The organism is Pseudoduganella guangdongensis, assembly GCF_009857475.1.
Lineage (GTDB): Bacteria > Pseudomonadota > Gammaproteobacteria > Burkholderiales > Burkholderiaceae_D > Rugamonas > Rugamonas guangdongensis.
Genome location: NZ_WWCJ01000002.1, coordinates 257,793 through 272,948 on the forward strand (window position 1 = coordinate 257,793; position 15,156 = coordinate 272,948).

The 15,156-nt window shown below is 61.0% G+C and carries 17 protein-coding genes; 9 read left to right on the plus strand and 8 right to left on the minus strand.

Annotated features, from left to right (window positions below; genetic code table 11):
- The first annotated feature begins 5 nt into the window (after positions 1-5).
- The 4 genes from atpA to GTP41_RS03765 are packed head-to-tail and all read left to right on the plus strand — an operon-like array spanning position 6 to position 4,371.
- Entirely contained in the window at positions 6-1,547 is a 1,542-nt protein-coding gene (atpA, locus tag GTP41_RS03750) for a F0F1 ATP synthase subunit alpha (RefSeq protein ID WP_161024221.1), read from the plus strand.
- A 45-nt stretch (positions 1,548-1,592) separates the two neighbouring features.
- The gene (gene atpG, locus GTP41_RS03755) at positions 1,593-2,465 is read left to right on the plus strand and encodes a F0F1 ATP synthase subunit gamma (protein WP_161024222.1); all 873 of its coding nucleotides are present in this window, start codon (positions 1,593-1,595) and stop codon (positions 2,463-2,465) included.
- A gap of 30 nt (positions 2,466-2,495) precedes the next feature.
- Entirely contained in the window at positions 2,496-3,896 is a 1,401-nt protein-coding gene (atpD, locus tag GTP41_RS03760) for a F0F1 ATP synthase subunit beta (protein WP_057262248.1), read from the plus strand.
- Between the two features lie 49 nt (positions 3,897-3,945).
- On the plus strand, positions 3,946-4,371 hold the full coding sequence (locus tag GTP41_RS03765) for a F0F1 ATP synthase subunit epsilon (RefSeq protein ID WP_161024223.1): 426 nt from the start codon (positions 3,946-3,948) through the stop codon (positions 4,369-4,371).
- A gap of 147 nt (positions 4,372-4,518) precedes the next feature.
- Here the strand turns inward: GTP41_RS03765 and GTP41_RS03770 are convergent, their stop codons facing one another.
- Positions 4,519-5,343: a DUF2306 domain-containing protein gene (locus tag GTP41_RS03770; protein ID WP_161024224.1), complete on the minus strand. Its 825-nt coding sequence runs from the start codon at positions 5,341-5,343 to the stop codon at positions 4,519-4,521.
- Positions 5,344-5,564: 221 nt separating this feature from the next.
- Between GTP41_RS03770 and GTP41_RS03775 the strand changes: the two genes are divergently transcribed.
- From GTP41_RS03775 to GTP41_RS03790, 4 genes are all read left to right on the plus strand, one after another.
- Complete coding sequence (locus GTP41_RS03775; protein WP_371867272.1) at positions 5,565-6,554, plus strand: sensor histidine kinase; 990 nt, start codon at positions 5,565-5,567, stop codon at positions 6,552-6,554.
- Positions 6,533-7,300 carry a LytR/AlgR family response regulator transcription factor gene (locus GTP41_RS03780; protein WP_161024226.1) on the plus strand — a complete coding sequence of 256 codons (768 nt, stop codon included), beginning with the start codon at positions 6,533-6,535 and terminating at the stop codon, positions 7,298-7,300. Before GTP41_RS03775 ends, GTP41_RS03780 begins: the two co-directional genes overlap by 22 nt.
- Before the next feature lie 118 nt (positions 7,301-7,418).
- A complete protein-coding gene (locus tag GTP41_RS03785) occupies positions 7,419-8,339 on the plus strand; it encodes a hypothetical protein (protein WP_161024227.1) in 921 nt (306 codons plus the stop codon).
- Complete coding sequence (locus tag GTP41_RS03790; protein WP_161024228.1) at positions 8,336-9,019, plus strand: SDR family NAD(P)-dependent oxidoreductase; 684 nt, start codon at positions 8,336-8,338, stop codon at positions 9,017-9,019. Before GTP41_RS03785 ends, GTP41_RS03790 begins: the two co-directional genes overlap by 4 nt.
- Before the next feature lie 81 nt (positions 9,020-9,100).
- Here the strand turns inward: GTP41_RS03790 and GTP41_RS03795 are convergent, their stop codons facing one another.
- Entirely contained in the window at positions 9,101-9,652 is a 552-nt protein-coding gene (locus tag GTP41_RS03795; RefSeq protein WP_161024229.1) for a hypothetical protein, read from the minus strand.
- 326 nt (positions 9,653-9,978) lie between these two features.
- Here GTP41_RS03795 and GTP41_RS03800 point away from each other — a divergent pair, with 326 nt between their 5' ends.
- Complete coding sequence (locus GTP41_RS03800; protein WP_161024230.1) at positions 9,979-10,368, plus strand: VOC family protein; 390 nt, start codon at positions 9,979-9,981, stop codon at positions 10,366-10,368.
- Between the two features lie 39 nt (positions 10,369-10,407).
- Here the strand turns inward: GTP41_RS03800 and rsgA are convergent, their stop codons facing one another.
- The 6 genes from rsgA to GTP41_RS03825 form a co-directional block, all read right to left on the minus strand.
- The gene (gene rsgA / locus GTP41_RS03805) at positions 10,408-11,433 is read right to left on the minus strand and encodes a ribosome small subunit-dependent GTPase A (RefSeq protein WP_161024231.1); all 1,026 of its coding nucleotides are present in this window, start codon (positions 11,431-11,433) and stop codon (positions 10,408-10,410) included.
- A gap of 223 nt (positions 11,434-11,656) precedes the next feature.
- The gene (gene speD, locus GTP41_RS03810; RefSeq protein ID WP_371867265.1) at positions 11,657-12,016 is read right to left on the minus strand and encodes an adenosylmethionine decarboxylase; all 360 of its coding nucleotides are present in this window, start codon (positions 12,014-12,016) and stop codon (positions 11,657-11,659) included.
- Positions 12,013-12,174, minus strand: coding sequence for a hypothetical protein (locus tag GTP41_RS27030; protein WP_202419597.1), 162 nt, complete (start codon positions 12,172-12,174; stop codon positions 12,013-12,015). The genes speD and GTP41_RS27030 overlap by 4 nt, the downstream gene beginning before the upstream one ends.
- Positions 12,171-13,655, minus strand: coding sequence for a DUF4178 domain-containing protein (locus GTP41_RS03815; protein WP_161024232.1), 1,485 nt, complete (start codon positions 13,653-13,655; stop codon positions 12,171-12,173). Before GTP41_RS03815 ends, GTP41_RS27030 begins: the two co-directional genes overlap by 4 nt.
- Positions 13,656-13,665: 10 nt before the next feature.
- The gene (locus GTP41_RS03820; protein WP_161024233.1) at positions 13,666-14,712 is read right to left on the minus strand and encodes an SPFH domain-containing protein; all 1,047 of its coding nucleotides are present in this window, start codon (positions 14,710-14,712) and stop codon (positions 13,666-13,668) included.
- 19 nt (positions 14,713-14,731) lie between these two features.
- Positions 14,732-15,118: a DUF350 domain-containing protein gene (locus GTP41_RS03825; protein ID WP_161024234.1), complete on the minus strand. Its 387-nt coding sequence runs from the start codon at positions 15,116-15,118 to the stop codon at positions 14,732-14,734.
- Between the last annotated feature and the right edge of the window lie 38 nt (positions 15,119-15,156).

Sequence of the window (15,156 nt, forward strand, 5' to 3'; positions counted from 1 at the left end):
TTAGTATGCAACTCAACCCATCCGAAATCAGCGAGCTGATCAAGAGCCGGATCCAAGGCATTGACGGCGGCGCTGAAGTGCGCAATCAAGGCACCGTAATTTCCGTAGCAGACGGTATCTGCCGCATCCACGGCCTGTCGGACGTGATGCAAGGTGAGATGCTGGAATTCCCAGGCAACACCTTTGGCCTGGCAATGAACCTGGAGCGTGACTCCGTTGGTGCCGTTATTCTGGGCGCCTACGAGCACATCTCCGAAGGCGACACCGTTAAGTGCACCGGCCGTATTCTGGAAGTGCCGATCGGTCCTGAACTGCGCGGCCGCGTGGTTAACGCCCTGGGCCAGCCGATCGACGGCAAAGGTCCGGTTAACACCACCCTGACCTCCCCAATCGAAAAGATCGCTCCAGGCGTTATCGCCCGTGAGTCCGTCGGCCAGCCTATGCAGACCGGCCTGAAATCGATCGACGCGATGGTACCAATCGGCCGTGGCCAGCGTGAGCTGATCATTGGCGACCGTCAGACCGGTAAGTCCGCCGTTGCAGTTGATGCCATCATCAACCAAAAAGGCCAGGGCGTTACCTGTATCTACGTTGCTATCGGCCAGAAAGCATCGACCATCAAGAACATCGTGCGTTCCCTGGAACAGCACGGCGCGATGGAGTACACCATTGTTGTGGCCGCTTCCGCTTCGGAATCCGCAGCAATGCAGTACATCTCGGCGTACTCCGGTTGCACCATGGGCGAATACTTCCGCGACCGCGGCGAAGACGCTCTGATCGTATACGATGACCTGTCCAAGCAAGCAGTTGCTTACCGTCAGATCTCCCTGCTGCTGCGCCGCCCACCAGGCCGCGAAGCGTACCCAGGCGACGTGTTCTACCTGCACAGCCGTCTGCTGGAACGCGCAGCTCGCGTGAACGCCGACTACGTCGAAGCCTTCACCAAGGGCGCTGTCAAAGGCAAGACCGGTTCCCTGACCGCACTGCCAATCATCGAAACCCAGGCTGGCGACGTTTCCGCGTTCGTTCCAACCAACGTGATTTCGATTACCGACGGCCAGATCTTCCTGGAAACCTCGCTGTTCAACTCCGGTATCCGTCCTGCGATTAACGCAGGTATCTCGGTGTCGCGCGTTGGTGGTGCTGCCCAGACCAAGGTCATCAAAAACCTGTCCGGCGGTATCCGTACCGACTTGGCACAGTACCGTGAACTGGCTGCGTTCGCGCAGTTCGCTTCCGACCTGGATGAATCGACCCGTAAGCAGCTGGACCGCGGTGCCCGCGTGACCGAACTGCTGAAGCAGGCTCAGTACTCGCCACTGTCGATTTCCCTGATGGGCGCCTCGCTGTTCGCAGTGAACAAGGGCTTCCTGGACAGCGTTCCAGTCAAGCGCGTGCTGGCTTTCGAAGCCGAACTGCACTCGTTCCTGAAGACCAAGCACTCCGCTCTGCTGGCTAAGATCGAAGAAACCAAGCAACTGGACAAAGACGGCGAAGCTGCGCTGTCGGCCGCCATTGCTGAGTTCAAGAAATCCTTCGCAAACTAATACCTGGTGGCCCGGCAACGGGCCACCCCGCAAAGGAGAAGGATCATGGCAGCAGGTAAAGAGATACGTGGCAAGATCAAGAGCGTAGAGAATACGAAGAAGATCACCAAAGCGATGGAAATGGTCGCAGCATCGAAAATGCGCAAGGCGCAAGATCGTATGCGCGCCGCCCGTCCTTACAGTGACAAGATTCGTAATATCGCTGCGAACTTGGCGAATGCCAACCCCGAGTACACGCACCCGTTCCTGGCTGAAGCCAAGACGGAAGCCAAGGCTGTGGGCTTTATCATCGTAACGACCGACAAAGGTCTGTGCGGTGGTATGAACACCAACGTTCTGCGTATGGTGACCAACAAGACCCGCGAGCTGGAAGCTGCAGGCAACAAGATTGAAGCAGTCGCAATTGGTAACAAAGGTTTGGGCTTCCTGAACCGCATCGGTGTACCAGTGGTCGCACAAGCTACCCAGATCGGCGATACGCCGCACCTGGAAAAGCTGATCGGCCCAGTGCAAGTGATGCTGGAGAAATTCCAGGAAGGCAAACTGGACGCCGTTTACCTGTGCTACACCAAGTTCATCAACACGATGAAGCAAGAACCGTTGGTCGAGCAGCTGTTGCCGCTGACCGCGGACAAGATGAAGGCCGATGACAAGTCCCACAACTGGGATTACATCTACGAGCCGGACGCTGCTTCCGTGATCGACGAACTGCTCGAGCGCTACATTGAAGCGCTGGTGTACCAGGCCGTTGCAGAAAACCTGGCGTCCGAGCAATCGGCGCGTATGGTGGCGATGAAGTCCGCATCGGACAACGCCGGCAACGTGATTGGTGAGCTGAAGCTGGTCTACAACAAGACCCGCCAGGCTGCAATTACCAAAGAACTGTCTGAAATCGTCGCCGGTGCGGCAGCGGTTTAAACGAATTTAACTATATTTGAAGGAACGAACATGGCTGATGGCAAAATCGTTCAGTGTATCGGCGCAGTGGTGGACGTTGAGTTCCCACGCAACGCGATGCCTAAGGTTTTTGACGCGCTGAAAATGGAAGGCTCCGAGCTGACCCTGGAAGTGCAACAGCAGTTGGGTGACGGCATCGTCCGTACCATTGCTCTGGGCTCCTCCGACGGTCTGCGTCGCGGCATGACCATCCAGAACACCGGCAAACCAATCATGGTTCCAGTGGGTAAAGCCACCCTGGGCCGTATTATGGACGTGCTGGGCAACCCGATCGACGAATGCGGCCCTGTCTCCCACGAGCAAACCGCTTCGATCCACCGCGTGGCTCCTGCTTACGACGAACTGTCCCCATCCCAAGACCTGCTGGAAACCGGCATCAAGGTTATTGACCTGGTCTGCCCATTCGCTAAGGGTGGTAAGGTTGGTCTGTTCGGCGGTGCAGGTGTGGGCAAGACCGTGAACATGATGGAACTGATCAACAACATCGCTAAAGCGCACTCGGGTCTGTCCGTGTTCGCCGGTGTTGGTGAGCGTACCCGTGAAGGTAACGACTTCTACCACGAAATGGCTGACGCTAAAGTGGTTGACCTGGAAAACCCGGCCAACTCCAAAGTGGCCATGGTTTACGGTCAGATGAATGAACCGCCTGGTAACCGTCTGCGCGTGGCGCTGACCGGTCTGACCATCGCTGAATCGTTCCGTGACGAAGGCCGTGACGTTCTGTTCTTCGTGGACAACATCTACCGCTTCACCCTGGCCGGTACCGAAGTTTCCGCACTGCTGGGCCGTATGCCTTCCGCAGTGGGTTACCAGCCTACCCTGGCTGAAGAGATGGGCCGTCTGCAGGAGCGTATTACCTCCACCAAGACCGGTTCGATCACCTCGATCCAGGCCGTGTACGTTCCAGCGGATGACTTGACCGACCCGTCCCCAGCGACCACCTTCGGTCACTTGGATTCGACCGTCGTTCTGTCCCGTGACATCGCCGCGCTGGGTATCTACCCTGCGGTTGACCCACTGGATTCGACCTCCCGTCAGCTGGACCCGCTGGTCGTGGGCGAAGAGCACTACGCTACCGCACGCGCCGTACAGGGCACCCTGCAGCGCTACAAGGAACTGCGCGACATTATCGCGATTCTGGGTATGGACGAACTGGCTCCGGAAGACAAGCTGGTGGTGGCACGCGCTCGTAAGATGCAGCGTTTCCTGTCCCAGCCGTTCCACGTTGCTGAAGTGTTTACCGGTTCCCCAGGTAAGTACGTTTCGCTGAAAGACACGATCAAGGGCTTCAAGATGATCGCTTCCGGCGAACTGGACCACCTGCCAGAACAGGCCTTCTACATGGTTGGTACCATCGAAGAAGCCATCGAAAAAGCCAAGAAACTGGGCTAATTCGAGTTGAAGCAGTCCCGCAGCGCGGGACTGCGCACAAAGGATAAACATGGCAAACACTATTCACGTTGATGTGGTTTCGGCCGAAGAGCAAATCTTCTCGGGCGAAGCGACTTTCGTGGCGTTGCCGGGCGAGCAGGGCGAGCTGGGTATTTACCCTAAGCACACCCCGCTGATCACCCGTATCCGTCCAGGCGCGGTGCGCATCCAGATTGCTGGCCAGGCTGAAGAAGAGTTCGTCTTCGTCGCCGGCGGCCTGCTGGAAGTGCAGCCAAACGCTGTGACGGTCCTGGCTGACACCGCGATCCGTGGTCATGACCTGGATGAAGCCAAAGCTGAAGCTGCCAAGAAACTGGCGGAAGAAAGCCTGGCCAACAAACAAACCGGTATCGACTACGCGAAAGCACAAGCGGAACTGGCAGCGGCTATCGGCCAGCTGGCAGCCATCGCAAAACTGCGCAAGATCAAGGGTTAATCCTTCCTTGCGACGACAAAAAAGGCAGCCTCGGCTGCCTTTTTCTTTTGCCGCCCACCGGGCGGCAGTGTGAGCGGCATGCATTGGGTCCAAGACGCAGTCGCATATGACGGCCTGGAGCAAACGCAAAGTCATGCGTGTCTGCGATTACAGGCGTGGCAGCCACATGCCCATTGTGGCGCCGAAGATGCCGACGCACATGAACAGCGCCGCACCGGTCAGCAGGGCGGCGGTGGCGCCCTGCAGCAGTGCGTTGGCGCTGCTGCGCGCGCGCAGGTACAACTCCAGCACGGCGAGTGGCAGCAAGTACTGTGCAAATGCCAGCACGTCCACAAACGGGCCGCGGAAAGTCACCGGGTCGAAACCTGCAGGGCCGCCGTTGAGCAGCAGCCAGCCCATCAGGCCGATACGGAAGAACCAGACGGCGCTGACGACCATAAACAGGCGCAAGGCCCAACGGCGATGGCGATCGAAGCGCTTGGCGCGCGCTGCGCGTACCGCCAGCCAGGCGAACACCAGCACCAGCAGGGCATCGAGCAGCATGCCGGCATGCATGAGCGGGCCGCCTATGGTGCCGCGTGTCACCAGCATCAGCGCGCCCGCAATGCTGGACACGACGGCCAGCACGACATAGAGGCGGCCATTCCAGCGGTGCAGCCGTGGCGCCAGGGTGCGGCATTGCGGCACCAGTTGCAGCAGTCCGCTGCCGATAATCACAGCGGCCAACAACACATGAATTGCCAGCGCCAGGTTGCCGGCCGTGTCGCCAGGCACGTAGCCTTTGGGAAGAACCTTGTTCATCAGTTCCGGCTGACCCAGCGCAATGGCGCGGCCATGAAAGCCCAACACGTAAAGCACGAACATCACTTGGCCGAGTGCGGTGACGGCGAACCAGAAAACCGCTGCGGTTTTCAAGGCGCGCATTGCGCTGGGGCGGGCGAGGCGAGGGAAGGTGGCGGCGGCGGTTGTCATGTGGCTCCTTTCGGGACGGGTTGTTTGTCCCAACATAAGCGCGGGAGCCCGGGCGCGAAGCATTGGCGCGGGATTCTTGCGACGGACGACGGTTTACGGGGCTTGAATGACGGTCCTGAAGCGTTTATCGTGCTTGAATGCCAGCCCACCCCGCCGCGCCAAACCTGAACCCGCCGCATCGCTTACCGACCCTGCGGCAGTCCGCTATAGCGTTGCTCATCGTGCTGCAATTGTCCTGGGGATTAAAGGCACTGTTTTCCACAGCCTTTTTGCCGGTGCTCGCCCGTATCAGTTTTATCGGCGCGGTCTTCCTGTTCGCCTTTTACGCCACCTCGCGCCGGCATTCGGCGCTACGTTTGCTGGCAATCGTGCTGCTTGCGCCCTTAGCGTCGATGGCCACCTTTATCGTCGCCGAGTGGCCGAATATCGGACCCTACCTCGCCAAAACGGCGGGCGCAGCGGCCTTCGTCGTTTTGACGGTGGTGGCGTGGATTTGTGGCTTGACCGCTGCATCGATCGCATTGCGCTTCGAACGCAAGGCCCGCGAACGCGCCGAACGCGCGGTTGCGGAAAGCGAGAAGATCGCGCTGGAACGCAGCCTGTTGGACGCTCGTCTTCGCTTGTTGCAGGCCCAGATCGAGCCGCACTTCCTGTTCAATACCTTGGCCAATGTCCAGGCCTTGGTGGAAGCGGGATCGCCCAACGCCGCCCCCGTGCTGCGCCACTTGATCAACTACCTGCGCGCCGCCGGGCCGCACTTGGCCGATGCCGACGCCACGCTGGGCCGGGAGTTGCATCTGGTCGAAGCTTACCTGGCGCTGATGCGGATGCGCATGCCGGACCGCCTCGAATACACGCTATCTGTCGCTCCCGAGCTGAGCGGGTTGCGCTTCCCGGCCATGGCCTTGTTGACGCTGGTGGAAAACGCGGTCCGCCACGGCATCGACCCAACGACCGATGGCGGCAGGATCGACGTCGGTGCCACCCGCGACCACGCCACCGGAGCCGTTAATGTCTGGGTGGCCGACACCGGCGCCGGCATGCCGGAATCGGCGGCCCCTGGCGCCGGCTTGGCCAACGTACGGGCGCGCTTGCGCGCGACGTTCGGCGAGACCGCCCGCCTCGACCTGCACGAAGTCGCGCCGCATGGCGTGCGCGCCGAATGCCATTTCACTGCAAGGGAAATTGAATGCAGCCCATCACTGCCCTGATCGCCGACGATGAACCTCTGCTGCGCCAGCACTTGCGGGCGCAGTTGCAGCACCTATGGCCGGCGCTGCACGTGGTCGATGAGGCGCGCAATGGCCGCGAAGTGCTCGAACTGTTCGAGGCGCATCATCCCGACGTGGTATTCCTCGACATCCACATGCCAGGCCTGAACGGCATTGAGGCAGCCCGCGCGCTGGCCCGCCGCGCCCACCTGGTCTTTGTCACGGCCTTCGAACAATACGCCATCCAGGCCTTCGAACAGGGCGCGATCGACTACCTGGTCAAGCCGCTCGATCCGGTGCGACTGGCCGACACCATCGAGCGCTTGCAGCAACGGCTGGTGTGCCGCGAGGTGGACCATGCCGCGCTCGAACTGGCGCTGGGCCGGCTTGCCCAAACGATGGGCAAACCATCGACGCGCGCCTGGCTGCAATGGATCAAGGCGTCGGTAGGCAGCAGCGTGCGCCTGATCCCGGTCGACCAGGTCGCCTTTATCCGGGCCGAGGAAAAATACACGCTGGTCGCCTGGGATGAGGGCGAGGCCCTGATCCGGAGAAGCATCCGCGAGCTGGCCGAAGAGCTGGACCCGACGCACTTCGTACAGACCCACCGCTCGGTTATCGTCAACCTGAAGTACGTCAGGGAGATGGTGCGCGGCATGAACGAAACGGCCGAACTCCACCTGCATGGGCGCAGCGAGCTGCTGCCGGTCAGCCGCAGCTACCTGCATCATTTCCGGCAGATGTAAGCCAGGCCGCATTTTTTGCAGTCTGGCATTGGAAAGCAGCGGGCTGTCGGAGTAGCTGCTTGCTATTGCGGCGTTCTATATAAAATGGCAACCTCACTAACCTTTGCCAGACCGCCTCATGCACAAAATCATTCTCTCTGCCCTTGCCACGCTGGCGCTGTCCGCCACCCATGCCACCGGCGCAGAAATCCGCAATCTTGCCCCTGCCTTTACGGCGGCTTACGACGCCTCGGCGCAGTTGCCGATGCCGGAGCGCGTGGCGGCAATGAAGAAGGTGTTGCTGGCGCAGTATCCTGAGTTCTACGGGCGCGGTACGCCGGAAAAGCAGGATGCGGCCATCGCGCGGGCGATCGAAGCCTTCCCCAAGCTGCGCGACGCCTACACCGACAAGGCGGAGAAGTTCGGCGGCGCCATGCAGCAGCACTTGGATACGTACAACAAGACCTTCCCGCATTTCCGCCTGACGGTGCCAACTGCCGTGCTGCACTCGCTGCACGAAATGGACGGCGGCACGCGCGAACTGAATGGCAAGCTGCACCTGATCTTTGGCGCCGATATGCTCGCCTACGTCAATCCGAAAGGCGATCCGGCGCCGCTATTCCACCATGAGCTGTTCCATGTCATGCACGCGGAGCGCTTTGTTTGCGAGGAGGGCAAGGTCTGGCCACAACTCTGGCGTGAAGGCCTGGCGACCTATGTGTCGCACGCCTTGAATCCAGGCGCGAGCGAAAACGACTTGCTGCTCAATTTCCCAAGCGGCATGGCGGCCACCACGCGCGCGAAGTTGCCGCAGGCATGGCGCGAGCTGGCAGCAGTACTCGACAGCTCCGAGAAGCCGGTATATGGAGAGCTGTTCATGATGAACTCTGCTAAACCGGGCGAGCTGCCGCGCCGTCGCGGCTACTACCTCGGCTATCTGATTGCGCAAGAGGCGGCGAAGACTTACGATTTGCAGACGCTGGCCGCGCTCGATTGCCAGCAGGTGCGCGGGCTGGTTGAATCCACGGTGCAACAGCTTTCGAAACGAGGGATGGAATGACAACGATCTTCATCACCGGCGCGGCGGGGGCGCTGGGTAGCGCCGTGGCGCGCGCTTTTGATGCGGCGGGCACCAACACTGTTCTGCTGGGACGCGATCTGGCGCGCCTGGAGTCGGCCTGCGGCCCGGCCAGCGAGCGACGCATGCTGGCCAGCGCCGACTTGCGCGATGCCGCGTCGGTGGCGGCTGCTGCCCGCACGGCCATCCAGCGTTTTGGCCGTCTCGACGCGCTATGCAATATCGCCGGTGGCTTTGCCATGGGCACGCCGGTGCACGCGACCAGCGATGCGCAATGGGATGACCTGTTCGACCTGAATGTGCGCAGCCTGCGCAATGCGGTTGCCGCCGTGGTGCCCGGCATGCTGGACGGGCAGGGCGGCAAGGTGGTGAACATCGCCTCCGGCTCTGCGCGCCAGGGGCTGGCCAATATGGGCGCCTACTGCGCCAGCAAGGATGTGGTGATCCGTCTGACGGAGTCGATGTCGGCCGAGTTGCGCGGCCAAGGCGTGAATGTTAATTGCGTCCTGCCGGGAACCATCGATACGCCGGAAAACCGCGCTGCCATGCCGAATGCCGACCGCAGTAAATGGGTCGCGCCAGACGCGCTGGCCGAGGTCATCCTGTTTCTTTGCAGCCCGGCGGCCCGCGCCATCCACGGCGCCGCGATTCCCTGCACCTGAATCAGGCGCCCGCCGGTCGGGAAATGGAACGGTGAAGGCCGCAACCCAGCACCGCCCGTCAACGCCGGCTACCGTGCAGCTTCAGCGGCACATGCCGTAGGACTTCTTTTCCTCGAACCAACGGTAGGTATAGGTGCGCGAAACATAGCGCTTGCCGCCGATAATGACATCGGGAGGGGTCAGGTCGAAGCGCGGCGGCATCTTGCCCTTGATGAGCAGGCGGTAGCGCAACTGGGTGTGGTCGCTGGTGCCGACCGAATTCATCGACAACGGCATGCCGTTCACGATTTCCACCAGCTCGGCTTTGCCATTGGTCGGGCGCTGATACACGCTGAGCACGGTCGCATTTTCCAGCAACGCGCCCTTGGGCTGGCTGACCTGGAAATGCTTGGTGGCGAATTGCACCTGCGTGGTACGCGGCAGCATATAATTGACGCCAATTTCGATGCCTGGTTCGGCGGACGGGACGATATTGGTCGCGGACACGGTTATGCCGCGCGGCAGTTCGAACGTGTCGGCATCGACTGCCGTGCCGCAATCGTCGGACGTGGCCTGGTATAGCGGACCCGGTGTGTAGGAGTCGCCGCAGGCGGTGAGGGCGAAGAGCAGGGCGAATGGCGCAAATCGGCGCATGGGATAAAACCTCAAATTGTCAGTGGTGACAGTTTACCTGACGGGCGCCTTTCGTGAACTAACTGCCCGTTACAAATGCTTGAGCAGCGGGCTGGCTAATCAGGGGGCTCGGCCCGGCATTTAAAATGTCGGCAAGAAATACTTTCTCTATTCATTATAGCCATTTGAGCCTGGTCGGTCCGCGCCGCAGCGGTGCGTCAGCGGTGGAATATTGCCGGCGCCGCTTTGGCGCATTTAGCGCCGCCTACGCCCGATATTTCTGAGGTGCGCCGCGCTTGGCGCGGCAGTGATACGCTGGTTAAAAGCATTTAGCCAGCGGAGGTACCATGATTCATCATCTGGGAATGGTGGTATCTGATTTCGTGCGCAGCGCGGCATTATATGACGCGTGTTTGGCGCCGCTTGGAATAACACGTCGGGTGAGCGATTTGGACTGGGCAATTTATGCACCAGCCAGCGGCCATCCATTTATCTGGATTGGCTCGGAAATTCCGAGTTATTGGCAAAGCGGCCACGAAGCCGCACGTAGCCCCATTCATTTGGCATTTACCGCGCCCGACCGCGCTGCGGTGAATGCATTTTATTACGCCGCAATAGACCTGGGGGCCCAGGATAACGGGCCCCCAGGTCCTCGCGTGAGCGAGGTGAACTTCTATAGTGCTTTCATTCTTGATTTCGATGGGAACAACATCGAAGCGACTGTGCAAGAAAGCTAAGTTCTGGTGCAATCAAGCCAACAATTGGCTTACGGTAACTTAACCGCGCTTCATACGGCTGCGCACGGCAGCTGATTTCATCAGGGATTTCCACTTGTTACGCTCTGCAATCCGGTCCAGTGCGGTTTGCTGGTTGCGGCGCACCTCGCGTTGCAGTTTGTGGTAATTGCGCAGGCGGTCGGGGTCGATATGGCCCGCCACGGCGCACCCCGGCTCGCCATCATGCCGGCAATCGCGGAATTGGCACTGAAGCGCCAGGGATTCAATATCGTCGAAAGCGGACGATAATGAATCCGGGCTCAGGCTCCTTAATCCCGGCGTATCGATAATGCACGCGCCAGACGGGCAGAAATGCATGGAACGTGCGGTGGTGGTATGCCGGCCGCGATTATCTCCGTGGCGTACGCCGCCAGTTTCCTGTAGCGCGCCGGTTAATGCGTTGGTTAATGTCGATTTACCGGCGCCAGAGGAACCGAGCAGGCAAATGGTTTGCCCGGCGCCAAGCCAGCCATTTAATTGCGCAACCGAATCCGGATCGGTGCCGTTTATTTTCATAAAATCTGTTCCGGGTGGAATGCGCGCGATAAGGGCAGCGATTTTCTCGTCCGCATCGTCTGAAATATCCGGCTTGCTAAGGATTATTAATGGCGCTATTTCCGCACTGGCGCTTAATGCCAGATAACGCTCCAGCCGGCGCAAATTGAAATCGCCGTCCAGCCCCATGACCAGTAAAGCGGTATCGATATTGCTGGCAATAGGCGGCGCATCGGCGCGTGCCAATTGATTCATTGGGGATAAGCGCTCGCTTATCCACACCTCATTTAACGCGTTGCTTTCCGCAATAACCCAATCGCCGACGCACAGCGGGCTGCCGGCTAATAGTCGGGGCAGAGCACGCGCGCTGAATTCAGCAGCGCCATCGTGCAAGGTAAGGCGGTCGCGCTGATATTCGGTAATACGGCAAAGACGGCTGCCGGGGAGGCTGGCGCTAATGCCGGCCAGGCGCGAAATAATGGTGTTGTTCAGGCCGAGACGGCGCAGTGCTTCGTAGTCGAAGTCGATCATGATGAGCTTTTTCCAAGGATGAACACAGCCAGCCGCGCACGGCGCGGCAAGCGAAACAGGTTTGGAAAGGTCGGCGCCTGCTCAGGCGCACAAGCTCAGTTCAGGATCGAGCGGGGACGCTGGAGGTCAGGCAGCCGACAGGAGGGCAATATCCAATTTACGCATGGCAATACTCCTGAAGGTTGTTGAAGAAGGGCCAGTGTCGCATTGACGGGCTGACAAGTCAATGCGGCGGCTCGCGGTCCACCGTGCGCACTTCCGAGTACTCCGGCTGCAGGGCTTCTTCGATCACTTCCAGCGCCACATGCGGCTGGGAGGCGCCGCACATGAAGATATCGGCGGCGGCGAAGCCGTTTTCCGGCCAGGTGTGGATGGAGATGTGCGATTCGGCCAGCAGCACCACGCCGGTCACACCCAGGCCGGGGCCGAAGCTGTGGAAGTGGCTGTGCAGCACTTGGGCGCCGGCCGCCGTGGCGGCGTCGCGCAGCAGTTGCTCAATTTTTGTGCAATCCGCCAGCAAGCCCGGCGCAATGCCGGCCATGTCCGCCAGCAGGTGGGTACCGTTAGGTTGGTGAATGCTCACTTGTGTCCCCCGCCGCCACCACCCCAGCTGCCGGAGCTGGAGGACCAGCTGCTGCCGTGGTAGCCGCTGCTGCTGGACGGACCGGTAGCCCAGCTGGTCCAGCTGCTGATCACGCTGATGGCGCTGACGAACAATGCGTAGCCGAAGAATTTATTCATTTTTTCTGTTGATCGTCGATGGCATCGAGCAGCATGGCGGGCAGGTAGAGGGCCGCCGCTGCGAACAGTGTGTAGCCCAGGGAGCTGCCGAAGTTGAACAGCAATGGAATCGCGTTCAGCGCCACCATGCCCATGATCCAGTTCTTGGCCGAGCGCTTGTACCGGTCCTTGGTGAAATCCTGCGCAACGGCGCCGCGCGCACCCGGCGCCTCGCCTTTGAGCGCGTCGCCAAACCAGGCTTTCAACTGGTCCCAGGCGACCGGCGTGGAGCGCGACCAGCCCACTTCGCTGGCGGTCGCTTCCGCCGCCAGTACCACTTGCTGGCGCTTGTATTCGTACACGTGGGTGTGGTCACCGACCTGCACCCGCCAGTTGAAGGCGCCGGCGGCGTAGGTCACCACGGAGTTGTAATCGTATAGCTTGTTGTAGTCGGCCTTGTCCAGGGTGACCACGGGCGCGCCCAGGCCAAGCGCAGTCGGCCACTGGTCCAGGACGTTGGCGCGCGACCAGCCGTCGGCGGTTTCCACCAGCCAGGTAAAGCCCTGGCGGCTGCCGTACAGCAGGTATTCGGTCCAGCCGGTGCCTTCGTCGTCGGCGCGGCGCATGACGCCGATGACGGTGAAGTCCTGGTTGCCGAGCTTGCCCTTGGCGCCCAGGGGCAGGGTGAAGCGCTCCTTCTCGTGCCGCTCGCCCTTGGCGATGACTTCCGCCTTGGGGCTGGAGGCATCGACCTGGGTCTGGCAGGACTGGCACACCAGGCTGGCCGTCAGGCCGGGCAGGTATTTGATCTGGGTGCCGCAATTCGGGCAGTCCAGCGCATCGAGCTTGCCGCGATAGCGGCCGGTGGTGCGCCGGATTTCTTCGTCATCGCGCAGCAGCTGGCATTGCATGCTGGCGAGCGTGACGCTGACGCCGGTGTACAACAGGGGCGGGCCCTCGTCGGAGTAGTCGACGGTGAAGAAATTGCCGCCGTGGCGGAAGTCGGCCACCTTCGCCTGCCAGCCGTCGCCAACTTTGAATGGCAGCTCGCCCTGGCCGCCGATGCACTCGGCGGTGCGGACGTCGGCCACCATGGTCGGGGCGCCCACCAGGGTGTAGCGCTGGCCGGCGCGTAGTTCTTCAAACGCCGGCAACTGTTTGACCGGGTCGCGCAGCATGGTGATGGTGTACTGGCCGGAGGCGTCGCCCAGCCAGCCGCTGGTGGCGTCGTCAAAGACAATGAACCACTCGTTCCACATGCCGGCGTCATAGCGCAGCTGGATGCGGCCCACCACATTGAAGTTGCGGCCGCCCAGCACGCCGCTGGTGCCGATCTGGATCGGGGAATAGTCCTCCAGCACGGAGGAGATCTTGCCCAGGTCTTTGACGGCGCCGGCTTCCTTCAGGACGCGCGTGTTGCAGTACTCGCACACCGCCATGACGGAGGCGTGCGAGCGGAAGTTGACCTCTGCGCCGCAGCTAGGGCAGGAAACTGTATGCATGCGGCCTGGCTTATCCGATCAGTTTTTTCAGCAGTTCGGCCTTGGTGGCGTCGTAATCGGCTGCCGAGATCAAACCTTTGTCGAGCAGGCCTTTCAGCTTGCCCAAGCGGTCTTCGATCGATTCCTGTGCCGGTGCGGCCGGTGCGGCGGCTGGCGCGGCGGCAGGGGCGGCGCCCGGTTGCAGGGCCTGGCCCATAGCTTGGCCCATCACCTGGCCTACGCTCAGGCCGGCGCCCAAACCGGCGCCAATGCCGGCCAGGCCGCCTTCGTTGCCGGCCGCCAGCGGGATCGCTTGCGCCACCTGGTATTTGGTGTAGCCGGCCATCTTGTCGGCGCCCAGGCTGCCCTTCATGCCGGCCGAGATACGCTCGTCCAGCGCGGCTTGCAGTTCTTCCGGCAGGCTGACGCTGGCCACATTGAATTCATCCAGGCCGATGCCGTAGCGCGCGAACGCGTCGGCCAGGCCGCCTTTGACCTCCTGCGCCATCAGGGCCTGGTTGGCCGCCATGTCGAGGAAGGCGACTTGCGACGCGCCCAGCGAGCTGGCCATGGAGGCCAGCAGGATGCCGCGCAGCTGGTCTTCCACGTCGTCGCGGGTATAGGCTTCGCGGGTGCCGCTCAATTCGGTGAAGAATTTGCGCGGGTCGGTCACACGGTAGGAGTACATGCCGAAGGCACGCACGCGGATCATGTCGAAGTCCTTGTCGCGGATCGTGATCGGCTGCGGGGTGCCCCACTTGCGGCCGGTCTGCACGCGGGTGCTGAAGAAATACACATCCGACTTGAACGGGGCATCGAACAGTTTGTCCCAGTTCTTCAGGTTGGTCAGCACGGGCAGGGTCTGCGTGGTCAGCTTGTGCGTGCCGGGACCGAACACGTCGGCGATCTGGCCTTCGTTGACGAACACCGCGATCTGCGATTCGCGCACCACCAGCACGCCGCCGTTCTGGATCTCGAAATCCTGCATCGGGTAGCGCCAGGACAGCACGCCTTCCGTTTCTTCGTTCCACTGCAGTACGTCGATAAACTGCTTCTTGATAAAGCTGCCGATACCCATGATGTGACCTCTTTCAGGTTCAGGAAATGCAGGCGGCGTTGATGCCGCCGATGGAAAGCGAAATAGTGCCGAGCAGGCCGCCGAAGGCGCTGTTGTCGGCTTCGATCTGGTCTTGCGCCATTTTCAGGCAGCGCGTGGTGACAGCATAGCCCAGGGCCTGCACGATCATCGCGCCGAACGCCCAGCCGACAAACTGCTGCACCGTGTTGGTGTGCAGGATGCTGGAGCCGATCGTCAGCGAGAAGCCCAGCATGGCGCCGCCCAGCGAAAACGCTGCGGCGTGGTTGCCCTGGCGGATCAGTTTTACTTCGTCGTATGGCGTGAGCCAGGTGTAGGCCTTGAAGAAAATCACCAGCAGCAATGCGGCGAGTCCCAGGTGGACCAGATAATTTAGGATGGCGTTCACGTCGATCCCCGGTTAAAGTTACAAGCTTGTTCCAAAAG

Excerpts from the sequence above, each read along its gene's own strand:
- atpA (WP_161024221.1), top strand. The coding sequence starts at position 6 with ATGCAACTCAACCCATCCGAAATCAGCGAGCTGATCAAGAGCCGGATC.
- atpG (WP_161024222.1), top strand. The coding sequence starts at position 1,593 with ATGGCAGCAGGTAAAGAGATACGTGGCAAGATCAAGAGCGTAGAGAAT.
- atpD (WP_057262248.1), top strand. The coding sequence starts at position 2,496 with ATGGCTGATGGCAAAATCGTTCAGTGTATCGGCGCAGTGGTGGACGTT.
- GTP41_RS03765 (WP_161024223.1), top strand. The coding sequence starts at position 3,946 with ATGGCAAACACTATTCACGTTGATGTGGTTTCGGCCGAAGAGCAAATC.
- GTP41_RS03770 (WP_161024224.1), bottom strand. The coding sequence starts at position 5,343 with ATGACAACCGCCGCCGCCACCTTCCCTCGCCTCGCCCGCCCCAGCGCA.
- GTP41_RS03780 (WP_161024226.1), top strand. The coding sequence starts at position 6,533 with ATGCAGCCCATCACTGCCCTGATCGCCGACGATGAACCTCTGCTGCGC.
- GTP41_RS03785 (WP_161024227.1), top strand. The coding sequence starts at position 7,419 with ATGCACAAAATCATTCTCTCTGCCCTTGCCACGCTGGCGCTGTCCGCC.
- GTP41_RS03790 (WP_161024228.1), top strand. The coding sequence starts at position 8,336 with ATGACAACGATCTTCATCACCGGCGCGGCGGGGGCGCTGGGTAGCGCC.
- GTP41_RS03795 (WP_161024229.1), bottom strand. The coding sequence starts at position 9,652 with ATGCGCCGATTTGCGCCATTCGCCCTGCTCTTCGCCCTCACCGCCTGC.
- GTP41_RS03800 (WP_161024230.1), top strand. The coding sequence starts at position 9,979 with ATGATTCATCATCTGGGAATGGTGGTATCTGATTTCGTGCGCAGCGCG.
- rsgA (WP_161024231.1), bottom strand. The coding sequence starts at position 11,433 with ATGATCGACTTCGACTACGAAGCACTGCGCCGTCTCGGCCTGAACAAC.
- GTP41_RS27030 (WP_202419597.1), bottom strand. The coding sequence starts at position 12,174 with ATGAATAAATTCTTCGGCTACGCATTGTTCGTCAGCGCCATCAGCGTG.
- GTP41_RS03815 (WP_161024232.1), bottom strand. The coding sequence starts at position 13,655 with ATGCATACAGTTTCCTGCCCTAGCTGCGGCGCAGAGGTCAACTTCCGC.
- GTP41_RS03820 (WP_161024233.1), bottom strand. The coding sequence starts at position 14,712 with ATGGGTATCGGCAGCTTTATCAAGAAGCAGTTTATCGACGTACTGCAG.